Below are 11,279 nucleotides of genomic sequence, written 5' to 3'. Positions count from 1 at the left end.
TATTATGTGCACCAAAATTACAACTTTATCGCTATAAATATTGTTGCCACCTGGTATTTTTGGACCATTCTCGTACCACTTTTCTATGGCTTCGTTGATATAATGAAAAATATTTCCTCTTTTTTCTAGAAATTTGTTATATTCGCTATGGTTACTGACCCTCATTTTTTGTGGCATATTTTTTCTTTCAAGGTTAAATGGCTATTTTATAATGAATTTTGTCAGTAGCCACCAGATTTTTTCAGTTGCTATGCAACAAAGCCATCCCAGTGTCAAGCACTGGGATGACAAGAAGATGGTACCTGGATAAGAGGCATTGCCATCCTGGTAGGCCCAAATTGCAATGTCCGTAGAGTTATGGATTCATTCGCGGTATAGATTCCGCCAATGAGTAGCGGAATGACGAATTTGTTGTTTTTCAAATTGTAGGTAAACCTAAGCCACTTTAGCTATATATAATAGAATTTCGCTTTCTACTATCTTTCCAGTTGTTTTATACATAATTCTCGAATTTTGAAAATTCGCTCCATATCTAATTTCTCACTTGTATAAAATTTGTTTTCTTACTTCGAGACCTAATCTACCACAACTTTTATATGGCGTTTCTTTCCTGCAGATAATTTTATAAATGGCTGATCTTTAAAGCTTTCGAAATTTATTACATGATCAATATTGTTTACAACATTATCATTAATCTTGCATCCGTTGCCCTGTATTAAACGCTTTGCAGCGCCTTTTGAAGGTTCAAAACCGTTGTCATGTAGTAGGTCTACTAAGGATATGCCGCTTGCAACTTGTTCTTTTTTTATGATGTAATCAGGAAGTAGTGAGCTATCTTCATTCTCAAAAGCAGAAATTGCAGCAAATTGTGCAAGTTCCGCTTCTTTGTCACCATGACATATTTTTGTCACTTCTGTTGCCAAGACCTTTTTTGCTTCATTTATTTCTTGATCCTTTAAAGACTCTAATTTTCTAATCTCATCAATTGGCACATCAGTGAGCAATCTTAAAAAACGTCCAACATCTTGATCATCAACGTTGCGAAAATATTGCCAGTAGTCGTAAGGCTTTAGCATATTATCATCAAGCCACACTGCTCCACTTTCAGTTTTGCCCATTTTTTTTCCTTGTGCATTTAATAAAAGAGGCATGGTAAGGCCAAATAGCTCAGGTAAATTCAACTTTTTCCCAAGTTCAATTCCGTTTACTATATTTCCCCACTGGTCTGACCCTCCAATCTGCAGACGACAATCATATTTTCTGTTTAATTCAATAAAGTCGTAAGCTTGCAATAGCATGTAATTAAATTCCAGAAAGCTTAAGGTTTGCTCTCTATCCAGCCTGGTTTTCACACTATCAAAACTTAGCATACGATTTACAGAAAAATAAGCTCCTATATCACGCAAAAAATCTATGTATTTTATGTTATCCAACCAATCTGCGTTATTTACTATCATTGCACCAGTCTTGCTGTCATTAAAAGACACCATTTTCTCTAATATTCTCCTTATACTGGATGTATTTTGATTGATGTTCTCTACAGGCAAGATGCTTCTTGCTTTATCTTTGAAGGATGGGTCACCAATTTTTGTTGTGCCACCTCCAAGTAAGACTACCGGCTTATAACCAAATTTTTGTAGGTGACAGAGCATCATAATCTGAATTAGGTGACCAGCATGAAGACTTGGTGCTGTGCAATCAAACCCAATGTATGCAACTATATAATTGCTCTGCAATAATAATTGATCTAGTCCTTCAATGTTTGTGCATTGGCATAGGTACCCTCTTTCTTGGATGAAATTTAAAAATTCAGATGCGTGTTTCATTTTATAAACCCCAGTCTATCCTGTCATTAATGCTGAAGGTAACCCTAATAGAGAAGCCAGTGCCCAGACACTGGAACTTAATTATAAACAAGCACACTATACAACGTTTTCGATGAAATTGCATGAAAAACTGGATTCCAGTGTCAGCTACTTTCATGACACCACTACCTGTGCAGGAGTTGCCTTCAAAATTACAACGTTTGTGCAGTTGTGCACCAGCTATCCAGGCAATCAGTTCCATAACTCTTCTATTTTATAATACTCCCTTACTTCCGGCCTGAATATGTGAACCATTATGCCTTGAAAATTCAAAACTACCCAATTGCCTTCATCCATACCTTCTACATCTATTTTATCATGTGGCTTGAGGCTTTTTATTACGTGCTCAGCTAAAGCTTTAACGTGACGGCTTGAATCACCAGATGCAATAATCATATATTTTGCAATAACGGTTTTATTCTGCACATCAAAAGTCACTATATCATGACCTTTATTTTGATCTATTATCTCTTCAATTGTACTTCTTATCGATTCCATATCGCTAAGCATTGTTTAAAGGTTATATGATTCATTTGTAATTATATACTCAAAATTTCTAAATATGAACTATTTTCAACGCAACTACTTGTTAAAGGTATTACCTGCATCTATTTTATCATCATGTTTTTAGCATGTACAATGTATATACTTTTTATATAATTGAAAATAGCTTTTTACTAGTATTCATTATGGGCAAGACTCTCATCTACTTGATCGGCTTTCCAGGCAGTGGTAAGTTTACTACTGCAAAGGAACTGTGTAAAATCATTGGTGCAGTAATAGTAAGCAATAATCTATTCAATAATATTATATTTGATATTGTTAAATTACAAAACGCTGAAGTTCCAGATGAACTATGGGAAAAAATTTTTGCAGTTAGGGAAAATGTATTAGCAATACTGGAAAAACACTACGTAAAATCAAAACATTATATATTTACAAATGAATTGATAGATGGTGATCCCTATGACCAAAGATTATATAACTCAGTGGTAAATTTAAGTAAAAAAATGGACATGGAAATTTTTTCTGTAGTATTACATTGTAATAATGAAAAACTAGTAAGACGTGTCCAATCAGAAGAGAGATATCAGGAAAATAAAATTACTGATCCGGATTTTGCTATAAAGAAAATTGAAGGGAAAAGGCTATTTATACCTGAGGGTTCGCTTGAAATTGATAACTCGAACTTGAATGCAAAGGAAGTTGCAAAGAAAATTGTTGAAGAGATGAAGAAATAAAAAAATGGAAAATTAATTAAAACTTCTGTAACAAATCATTTAAAAACAGAGCGTACTCGTGGTTGAGCAGAAAGATAAGTACCGTCCTTGTGTTGGCATAATGCTATTTAACAGACAAGGACATGCCTTTATTGGAAAACGCTTTGATAGCGATTCTTACTGGCAGATGCCACAAGGAGGTGTTGATGATGGTGAGGAACTGGAACAAGCAGCGTTACGTGAGTTGCTAGAGGAGGTTGGTACTAATAAAGTAAAGGTTATAACTAAAAGCAAGGATTGGATATACTACAACTTGCCTGAAGAAGTTATACCAATATGCTGGAATGGAAAATATTCTGGTCAAAAGCAAAGGTGGTTCTTAATGAAGTTTTGCGGAGAGGATGAGGACATTGATATTAATTATACTGGTCATCCAGAGTTCAAAGAGTGGCGTTGGCAAGGTATAGATAGTTTAGTAGCCAGTGCTATATCATTTAAAAAAGAAGTTTATAAAACAGTGATAGAAGAGTTTTCTTCTGTAATAAAAGCCTCAACAATAAGCTCATGATAGTAGATTCTCATTGCCACTTGGTTTATTTTTCTGACGATGAAATACCAAAAGTAATTTCAAGGGCAGAGCAAAATGGTGTAAAGGTTTTGCATAACATATGCGTAAGCATTGACGATGTTCCTAAGTTATTAAAAATTTCTTCATCCTATGATCAGGTCTACTCCTCTGTTGGTATACATCCGCTTGATGCTGCTATAGAAAACGGTGAGTGTATACATGTTGATGAATTAGTTGAATTTACCAAAAATCAAAAGGTAATTAGTATCGGTGAAACCGGGTTAGATTTTTATAAATCTGACAACAAAGACAATCAGAAAAAAAGTTTTGCATTACATATAGAAGCGTCAAGAATAACTGGACTACCTTTAGTTATTCACACAAGAAGCGCTGATAATGAGATGATCGATATGTTAAGGTCAGAAATGAAAGCCGGTGCTTTTAGTGGAGTAATGCACTGCTTTGCTTCCTCTAAAGAACTTGCTGATCAATCTATAGATTTGGGGTTATATATTTCATTTTCTGGAATTATTACTTTTAAAAATGCGAGCTTACTCAGAGAAATTGCACAAAATGTACCACGCGAGCGTGTTTTAGTCGAAACTGATGCACCATATCTATCACCTGAGCCTTATAGGGGAAAAAAGAATGAACCAGCAATGGTGAAATACGTTGTTGATTGTTTGGCAGAGTTGTGGAATGAGTCACCAGAACAAGTAGCGAAGGTAACCACAAGCAACTCTTTTAGGCTGTTTGAGCTATAAAGAAGCTCTATAAAACCATTAATTTGCTTATGAACCTAAAGATTTCACCAGCTCTCTCACCGAGTTTACAGACTTATTAAACATTTCTTGTTCACTATCATTCATTTTAACTTCTAGGATCTTTTCAATTCCGTTTTTTCCAATAATTACAGGAACACCAATAAACAACTCTTCTACACCATATTCACCATTAAGGTAAGCAGCACATGGTAATATGCGCCTCTTATCTTTTAAATGTGATTCTAACATGCATATAGCTGAAGATGCAGGAGCGTAGTATGCAGATCCAGACTTAAGCAGATCAACTATTTCTTTACCGCCATTGCGAGTGCGTTCAACTATTTCATCGACTTTTTTCTGTGTGATAAGACCCATATCGATAATTTGAGTAAGTGGAACTCCAGCAACTGAAGCACAATTGATTAGTGATACCATAGTGTCGCCATGTCCTCCAAGCACAAAAGCAGATATATCTTCAACTGAGATATTTAACTCACTTGCAAGAAAGTAACGAAAACGGGAAGAATCAAGCACTCCTGCCATGCCAACAATCATATTAGTTGGAAGGTTTGAAAATTTATGCACCACTGAAACCATGGCATCCAAAGGGTTGGTAACCACTATTACAAACGCGTTTGGAGAATATTTTTTAATATTTTCGCCAACCTCCTTCATTACTTTAGCATTGGTTTGCAGGAGGTCATCCCTGCTCATTCCAGGTTTTCTAGCGATGCCAGCGGTTATTATAATTGCATCGGAGTTTTTTATATCTTCATACCTATTTGTGCCAGTAATATTGACATTAAATCCATCAATAGGGGATGATTCTGCTATGTCGAGTGCTTTACCTTGTGGTATTCCATCACTAATATCAAGTAAAACAACATCACCGAGTTCCCTTAGTGCAATCATATGGGTGAGAGTTCCACCGATATTTCCTGCACCGATTAAAGATATTTTTTTTCTTTGTACTGTCATTTTCTACTCCTTTGTATTTACTTTTATGGTTTTACCTTCCCAAGGCGATAAGCTATCAAACATACGAAAATCTTGCGGTAAATCTATAGGATTATACACAACCTTTTTTGTCTCTATATCATATCTTACTTCCTCATAACCAGTGAGAGGGAAATCTTTTAACATTGGATGACCCTTGAATCCATAGTCTGTTAGAATCCTACGCAAATCAGGGTGATCAGAAAACTCTATTCCATACATATCAAACACTTCACGCTCAAACCACAAAGCCGTACTAAATATCTTCGCTACACTTGGAGGCATGTCGCTTTCACATAACTGAAGCTTTATGTGTACTCTAATATTATGCACAATGCTGAGCAGATTGTATATTAGCTCGAAACGCTTCTCTCTATTTGGATAGTCAACCCCAAAAATATCAACTAATAGTTCAAACCTACACTTTTCATCATCACGTAGAAAGAATAGGTACTTTTCAATTTCATCTAAAGTTGAATATATTACAATAATGCCATCATCTTTTTGAATGCACTCGCATTTGGTCTTTTTTTGTATATACTTTGCAGTTTTATCCATTCCGAGTCCGTTTTATTTTGTTTTGTAGGCATAGCATTCCATATAGCAACGCCTCAGCGGTTGGTGGGCATCCAGGGACATACACGTCAACTGGCACAATTCTATCACAGCCTCGGACTACTGAATAAGAGTAATGGTAATAACCACCACCATTTGCACAACTTCCCATGGAAATAACATACTTCGGGTCTGCCATTTGATCATAAACCTTGCGCAATGCTGCTGCCATTTTATTAGTTAGTGTGCCAGCAACAATCATCACATCTGATTGACGTGGGCTTGCACGAAACATTATACCATATCTATCAAGATCATAACGGCTGGATGCAGTATGCATCATCTCAACTGCGCAACATGCAAGACCAAATGTCATTGGCCACAATGAACCAGACCTTGCCCAATTCATTACATAATCTGTTAAATCACCAAATTTAGTGACAAGAAACCCTTCTTTTTTATAACGACCCCAGTCATCATTAGATAGAATTTGATTTGTCATAAACTACTCCCACTCTAATGCACCTTTACACCATTCATAGATAAAACCTATAGTGAGTATTGCAAGAAATACCATCATAGACCAAAATCCACCATAGCTTATCTTAGATAAAGAAACAGCCCAAGGAAAAAGAAAAGCAATTTCTAAGTCAAATATTATAAATAATATTGAAACTAGATAAAATTTAATGTCAAAATTTTTTCTTGCACTGGATAGTGGATTGAAGCCACACTCATATGTGGAAAGCTTTTCACCATCTGGCTTACTCACTGCAAGAAACATAGGCAATATACCTAAAGCAAAAGATACTACAATTGATACGCAGATAAAGATTACTATGGTTAAATATTCGCTCATTTAACAAAACATATAACACTATGAGTTTACATGCTTTCCTAACTTTTTACCACCTAAAATATGCACGTGAAAGTGTGGTACAACCTGCTCTCCATTTTCACCGTAGTTAGTGACTAATCTATATCCTGTTTTTTCTAGATTATATTTGTGTGCTATCTCTCTTACAGTTTTGAAGAAATCCGCTATTTCCTCTTCAGGAGCTTTTAGAATGAAATCATCATATGAAATATATTGATTTTTTGATATAACTAAAATATGAACTGGTGCGTCAGGGTACTTATCATGAAAAGCTAGTACATTTTCATTTTCATGTACCTTCTTACAAGGTAACTCACCTCTTAATACTTGAGCAAAGATGTTATCGCTATCATAAACTTCATTGCTCATATTTTAAGAGCGACCTTTCCCTCTTTCTTCGTTTTTCTCTACATTAGGTGTAGATAGTGGTTTTATCGCTTCACCAGAAGCATCTTCAAGATTTAAAGAGCTTACAAGTTCCCTTACTTTTACCACGTCCTGCTGTTCTTTCAAAAAGGGTTCTATTCCACTTACCCTTTTTCCAGTAATAACTCCTGGTTGCAAGTGATACATATCCCCAGGAACAGTTAGACTATGATGTCTTTCCTCTATTTTTTTAGCTTCACTCATAATACTCCCCTATAACTTATTTCTGCATTCCACAACTTTGCGACTTACCTGCTTTTATAGCTTCTTGCGCCCATTTTTTCTCACCTGAAGCTATAGTTTCTGAAGGCTGACCAACATCAGACTTCACAACTTTGTCTGATGACTGCTTTTGATCATCATATTCCTTATACAATCTTCCTGCAATACCATACAGCAATTTTAAGTCTGTGTGAACTTTAAATTCTCCGCCAGTAATTTTTGCTAGCTTTTTAAGGTTGCCACCAACTCCTTCAGCTCCTTCAGCAATTTTTTCAAGAGCAAGCTCTTTTATTCTTTTCTCATCAATTCCTGGATTGTTCTTTTTGATGTCTTCAATTATTTTTTTAACATCAACTTCAATTACAACTTTGTTTTCTTCTTTAAAGATAGTTACATTTGGCAGGTTTTGCTTTATTTCACCTAATCGTTCTGGCGTCAAATAGGGTATATCCCCTGTCAGAGTCCTTGATGCTAAAAAAGTTACCTTTCCTGTTCCTTTCTTTTGCTCCATTATTTGGACACCAAGATCCTCACTAGCTTGTGTGGTTTCTATAGGTGGATCATATTCTTCAAGTGGGTTGCCAATAATAGAACGTCCGCCATTTTTTATGTCGTGCCGCATTTCATCCCAGGACTTAAAGCAATTCTTTGGCCATATAGGGTACACTGCACCCTTGACTAGAACTTTTACACCTCTACCCAGAAAACTTCCTACTCCCGAAGCTGCATTACCAACTTTAGCTAGTATAGAAGTAGATTTTTCATTTTTTCCTGTGAACATACATACCTCCAAGGTACTTTCTACAACTAAATACATTTTAATTATAGACGAAAAAATTTAAACTTCTGTATCCATTATAAGATAGAATTATAGGGATTGCAACCATTATTTGTACATTGTCTAAAACATGTAGTATTTTCGCTACTTTTATTGTTCAATTCATTATAAAGAATACTCTCTAAATTATGTTTAAATGGAGCACAAATAATATCATTGATGCAACTGGCGGAAGAGACGTAAATGGTTGTAATTGGATACATAGCTCAAATATTTCAACGGATACAAGAAGCATAAAAAAAGGTGATTTATTTATTGCACTCAAGGGAAAGAATTTTGATGGCCATAATTTTTTGCATGAAGCGTTTTTAAAAGGGGCAGTAGCTGCAATAGTAGGTGAGGGTAAATATAAAAATTTTCCTCTCGTTATTGTACAAGATACCCTGAAAGCTTTGCACGATATGGCATCATACTATATTAGAAATGTTCTTGTTGACGCTAAAGTTATTGCAATTACAGGCAGTGTCGGGAAAACTACTACAAAGGATATGCTGCACACTGTTTTATCGCAATATGGAGTGTCACATGCAAACGAAGGTAACTTAAATAATAATATAGGATTGCCTTTGACAATTCTAAAAGCTCCAAAAAACTGCCAGTACTTAATCCTTGAAATGGGAATGAATAAAGCTGGTGAAATAAAAGAATTATCAAAGATTAGTAATCCGAATATTGCAGTTATTACCAACATCGAACCTGCACATACTGAAAATTTTTCATCACTATTTGACGTTGCACAAGCGAAGTTAGAGATTCTGTATGGTATGAAAAATAACGGTACTTTGATTTTGAACAGAGATAATAAATATTATGATTATCTCTCATCGCATGCCAATAGAAATGTAATAAGCTTCGGTAAAGATAAAAATGCTGAAGTTTGTTTGTTGGACCTAATAAGAAATGATGACGGGCTAAATTTAAAAATCAGGCTGAGTGATAATCAAACTATAAACTGTAATTTACGTGTGCAAGGTGAGCATTTTGCTTATTCGCTACTTGTTGCAGCAGCAGTTGTGCAGAGCCTCGGACTTGATTTATCAAAATTACCACTTGCACTTAAGAATTTTAGTGTAACGAAAGGTAGAGGCAATATTCATAAGGTCAAATACAATAGAAAATATATACATTTAATTGATGACTCCTATAACGCCAGCCCTGCTTCGATGAAAACTGCGATAAAAACTTTGAGTACATATTCTAATCAGAGAAAAGTAGCTTTGCTTGGTGATATGTTGGAACTTGGTGATGAAAGCATAAAATTTCATACAGATCTGGTTAAGGTTATCACAGAAAATAATGTAGATAAAGTTTATACAGTTGGTAAATTTATGTTAGAATTGCATGAGTTTTTGCCAGATAATATAAGAGGCACGCATTTTAATGATTCTAATCAATTGAAAAGTGATTTAGCTAACATTATTCAGAATAATGACGCAATTCTAGTTAAAGGCTCACGAGGAATGAAAATGGATCTTATTGTACGGGAATTCGTAATAAAATATTAAGCGAAATCATTCTATTGATTTACAGTAACAAATTATTAGGAACTTTAATTGTGATAAAACGTGTAATTATTTTTGGTGGAACGGGGTTTATAGGGAAACACATCGTAAGACGCTTGGCAGCAGAAGGATATTTAATAAAGATATTCACTCGTAATCAGGAAAAAGCTGCTTGTTTAAAATTGTGTGGCAATTTAGGACAAATATCAATATTTAAAGGCGATTTTTTGATGAAAAATCAGTTCTGGATGCTATGGAAGAATGTGATGTAGCTATAAACTTAGTGGGAATATTATATGAAGCAAAAAAGCACGATTTTTACGCTGTTCACTTTAAAATAGCTGAAAGGATAGCAAAAGCTGCAAAAATGAAAAATGTACCTATGATGATACATTTTTCTGCTATGGTAATAGAAAATAGCAAGTTGTCAAAATATGCCAAAAGTAAATTGGAAGGTGAAAAAGCTGTAACTTCAGCATTTCAAAAAGCAATAATAATTAGGCCAAGCCTTGTATTTGGTAAAGAAGACAACTTCTTTAATAAATTTGCAAGATTAGCAACTATTCTTCCTTTCTTACCACTAATTGGCAATGGAACAACTAAATTTCAGCCAATATGTGTAACAGACTTAGCTGAAGTGGTATATCGTATTATCAGTTTTAATAAGCAAGACAAGAAAATTTATAACATGGGTGGACCAAAGGTTTACTCTTTCAAAAGCTTATTGAAGTTTATTCTGAATGTTACTAACAGAAAGTGTTTGTTGATCAATGTATCTTTTCCAATGGCAAAGTTAATAGCTTTCTTTTTAGAAAATAAAATTATTTCTATGCTGCTAAAACCAATAACCGGAGATACGAACCCTATGCTTACTCAAGATCAGGTGAAAGTTATGATGAATAGTTCAATCGAAAAGTCAGTTGACCTTGAAACAATGAAGGTTCGACCATTAGCAATTGAAAATGTGGTGCCAGAGTACTTGAAGATTTATAGAAAGTATTGATAAAAGAGTGTGCCCGGTTGGATTCGAACCTACGACCCACAGCTTAGAAGGCTGTTGCTCTATCCAGCTGAGCTACGGGCACACAACATATATAAAATGCTTCTTAGTACAAGTGAAGTCAAGTACTTCGTGTGAATATGATGTTTATCTTACAAAACCTTGTCATTGCAGTTGTGTGTCGCGCGCTACCGAAATTGGATGCGAGAAGTCTATTTATTTTAGAAAATATTATATAGAAAGTTGCTTGACAAACTCCGCCAGCCCCCTTATCATGAAACTGAAGCTATTGTATTTGCTTTCGCCAATCTGCAGATTAAAAGGTAAGGATTACTTAATGTATCGGCGTCTTATGTTCAATTTTTTGCAGTATATGGATACTGTATGTCTTTACAAAACTTCATCTACATCTAGATTTTTATCTAAATAAGCTGAACGCGCTTATA

Annotated in this window: 15 protein-coding genes, 1 tRNA gene and 2 pseudogenes; 6 read left to right on the top strand and 12 right to left on the bottom strand. The window is 35.0% G+C overall.

Going from position 1 to position 11,279, the window contains the following annotated elements; all coding sequences use genetic code 11:
- Positions 1-177: pseudogene (locus tag OZD68_RS06675) on the bottom strand (IS5 family transposase); the annotation flags it as partial.
- 41 nt (positions 178-218) lie between these two features.
- Between OZD68_RS06675 and OZD68_RS00275 the strand changes: the two are divergent.
- Positions 219-353, top strand: coding sequence for a hypothetical protein (locus OZD68_RS00275; RefSeq protein ID WP_275008689.1), 135 nt, complete (start codon positions 219-221; stop codon positions 351-353).
- A 222-nt stretch (positions 354-575) separates the two neighbouring features.
- On the opposite strand, the gene tyrS is transcribed toward OZD68_RS00275, so the two are convergent.
- From tyrS to rsfS, 3 genes are read right to left on the bottom strand one after another with little or no spacing between them, the layout of a single operon-like run.
- Entirely contained in the window at positions 576-1,826 is a 1,251-nt protein-coding gene (gene tyrS / locus OZD68_RS00270) for a tyrosine--tRNA ligase (RefSeq protein ID WP_182309671.1), read from the bottom strand.
- Between the two features lies 1 nt (position 1,827).
- The gene (locus OZD68_RS00265) at positions 1,828-2,067 is read right to left on the bottom strand and encodes a hypothetical protein (protein WP_182309670.1); all 240 of its coding nucleotides are present in this window, start codon (positions 2,065-2,067) and stop codon (positions 1,828-1,830) included.
- Positions 2,058-2,375, bottom strand: coding sequence for a ribosome silencing factor (rsfS, locus tag OZD68_RS00260; RefSeq protein ID WP_006279567.1), 318 nt, complete (start codon positions 2,373-2,375; stop codon positions 2,058-2,060). The genes OZD68_RS00265 and rsfS overlap by 10 nt, the downstream gene beginning before the upstream one ends.
- A gap of 179 nt (positions 2,376-2,554) precedes the next feature.
- Here rsfS and OZD68_RS00255 point away from each other — a divergent pair, with 179 nt between their 5' ends.
- The 3 genes from OZD68_RS00255 to OZD68_RS00245 are packed head-to-tail and all read left to right on the top strand — an operon-like array spanning position 2,555 to position 4,417.
- Positions 2,555-3,106 carry an AAA family ATPase gene (locus OZD68_RS00255; RefSeq protein WP_182309669.1) on the top strand — a complete coding sequence of 184 codons (552 nt, stop codon included), beginning with the start codon at positions 2,555-2,557 and terminating at the stop codon, positions 3,104-3,106.
- 58 nt (positions 3,107-3,164) lie between these two features.
- Complete coding sequence (locus OZD68_RS00250; protein WP_182309668.1) at positions 3,165-3,653, top strand: RNA pyrophosphohydrolase; 489 nt, start codon at positions 3,165-3,167, stop codon at positions 3,651-3,653.
- A complete protein-coding gene (locus OZD68_RS00245; protein WP_182309667.1) occupies positions 3,650-4,417 on the top strand; it encodes a TatD family hydrolase in 768 nt (255 codons plus the stop codon). The genes OZD68_RS00250 and OZD68_RS00245 overlap by 4 nt, the downstream gene beginning before the upstream one ends.
- A 27-nt stretch (positions 4,418-4,444) precedes the next feature.
- On the opposite strand, the gene mdh is transcribed toward OZD68_RS00245, so the two are convergent.
- Genes mdh through OZD68_RS00210 form a run of 7 tightly spaced genes read right to left on the bottom strand, consistent with a single transcriptional unit; the run spans position 4,445 to position 8,274 of the window.
- Positions 4,445-5,395 (bottom strand): malate dehydrogenase, encoded by a 951-nt coding sequence (mdh, locus tag OZD68_RS00240; protein ID WP_182309666.1) that lies wholly within the window; start codon positions 5,393-5,395, stop codon positions 4,445-4,447.
- 3 nt (positions 5,396-5,398) lie between these two features.
- On the bottom strand, positions 5,399-5,971 hold the full coding sequence (locus OZD68_RS00235; protein WP_006279573.1) for an NADH-quinone oxidoreductase subunit C: 573 nt from the start codon (positions 5,969-5,971) through the stop codon (positions 5,399-5,401).
- Positions 5,964-6,470 (bottom strand): NuoB/complex I 20 kDa subunit family protein, encoded by a 507-nt coding sequence (locus tag OZD68_RS00230; RefSeq protein WP_006279574.1) that lies wholly within the window; start codon positions 6,468-6,470, stop codon positions 5,964-5,966. Before OZD68_RS00230 ends, OZD68_RS00235 begins: the two co-directional genes overlap by 8 nt.
- Positions 6,471-6,473: 3 nt before the next feature.
- Positions 6,474-6,827, bottom strand: a complete 354-nt coding sequence (locus OZD68_RS00225; protein WP_006279576.1) for an NADH-quinone oxidoreductase subunit A — start codon at positions 6,825-6,827, stop codon at positions 6,474-6,476.
- 18 nt (positions 6,828-6,845) lie between these two features.
- Complete coding sequence (locus tag OZD68_RS00220; protein ID WP_182309665.1) at positions 6,846-7,214, bottom strand: HIT domain-containing protein; 369 nt, start codon at positions 7,212-7,214, stop codon at positions 6,846-6,848.
- Positions 7,215-7,217: 3 nt separating this feature from the next.
- Complete coding sequence (locus OZD68_RS00215) at positions 7,218-7,475, bottom strand: hypothetical protein (protein WP_182309664.1); 258 nt, start codon at positions 7,473-7,475, stop codon at positions 7,218-7,220.
- Between the two features lie 16 nt (positions 7,476-7,491).
- The gene (locus OZD68_RS00210) at positions 7,492-8,274 is read right to left on the bottom strand and encodes a hypothetical protein (RefSeq protein WP_182309663.1); all 783 of its coding nucleotides are present in this window, start codon (positions 8,272-8,274) and stop codon (positions 7,492-7,494) included.
- Positions 8,275-8,459: 185 nt separating this feature from the next.
- Between OZD68_RS00210 and OZD68_RS00205 the strand changes: the two genes are divergently transcribed.
- A complete protein-coding gene (locus OZD68_RS00205; protein ID WP_182309662.1) occupies positions 8,460-9,836 on the top strand; it encodes a UDP-N-acetylmuramoyl-tripeptide--D-alanyl-D-alanine ligase in 1,377 nt (458 codons plus the stop codon).
- A 50-nt stretch (positions 9,837-9,886) separates the two neighbouring features.
- A pseudogene (locus tag OZD68_RS00200) lies at positions 9,887-10,836 on the top strand (complex I NDUFA9 subunit family protein).
- An 8-nt stretch (positions 10,837-10,844) separates the two neighbouring features.
- Here OZD68_RS00200 and OZD68_RS00195 read toward each other — a convergent pair.
- Positions 10,845-10,918: transfer RNA gene (locus OZD68_RS00195), tRNA-Arg, on the bottom strand.
- Positions 10,919-11,279 lie beyond the last annotated feature (361 nt).

Origin of the sequence: Wolbachia endosymbiont of Drosophila bicornuta, assembly GCF_028982105.1 — a bacterium.
GTDB lineage: Bacteria > Pseudomonadota > Alphaproteobacteria > Rickettsiales > Anaplasmataceae > Wolbachia > Wolbachia pipientis.
The sequence above is the reverse complement of the archived record's forward strand: the minus strand, read 5'-3'. Positions and strand labels throughout refer to the sequence as shown.

Excerpts from the sequence above, each read along its gene's own strand:
- OZD68_RS00210 (WP_182309663.1), bottom strand. The coding sequence starts at position 8,274 with ATGTTCACAGGAAAAAATGAAAAATCTACTTCTATACTAGCTAAAGTT.
- OZD68_RS00215 (WP_182309664.1), bottom strand. The coding sequence starts at position 7,475 with ATGAGTGAAGCTAAAAAAATAGAGGAAAGACATCATAGTCTAACTGTT.
- OZD68_RS00235 (WP_006279573.1), bottom strand. The coding sequence starts at position 5,971 with ATGGATAAAACTGCAAAGTATATACAAAAAAAGACCAAATGCGAGTGC.
- OZD68_RS00225 (WP_006279576.1), bottom strand. The coding sequence starts at position 6,827 with ATGAGCGAATATTTAACCATAGTAATCTTTATCTGCGTATCAATTGTA.
- tyrS (WP_182309671.1), bottom strand. The coding sequence starts at position 1,826 with ATGAAACACGCATCTGAATTTTTAAATTTCATCCAAGAAAGAGGGTAC.
- rsfS (WP_006279567.1), bottom strand. The coding sequence starts at position 2,375 with ATGCTTAGCGATATGGAATCGATAAGAAGTACAATTGAAGAGATAATA.
- OZD68_RS00265 (WP_182309670.1), bottom strand. The coding sequence starts at position 2,067 with ATGGAACTGATTGCCTGGATAGCTGGTGCACAACTGCACAAACGTTGT.
- OZD68_RS00255 (WP_182309669.1), top strand. The coding sequence starts at position 2,555 with ATGGGCAAGACTCTCATCTACTTGATCGGCTTTCCAGGCAGTGGTAAG.
- OZD68_RS00205 (WP_182309662.1), top strand. The coding sequence starts at position 8,460 with ATGTTTAAATGGAGCACAAATAATATCATTGATGCAACTGGCGGAAGA.
- OZD68_RS00245 (WP_182309667.1), top strand. The coding sequence starts at position 3,650 with ATGATAGTAGATTCTCATTGCCACTTGGTTTATTTTTCTGACGATGAA.
- OZD68_RS00230 (WP_006279574.1), bottom strand. The coding sequence starts at position 6,470 with ATGACAAATCAAATTCTATCTAATGATGACTGGGGTCGTTATAAAAAA.
- OZD68_RS00220 (WP_182309665.1), bottom strand. The coding sequence starts at position 7,214 with ATGAGCAATGAAGTTTATGATAGCGATAACATCTTTGCTCAAGTATTA.
- mdh (WP_182309666.1), bottom strand. The coding sequence starts at position 5,395 with ATGACAGTACAAAGAAAAAAAATATCTTTAATCGGTGCAGGAAATATC.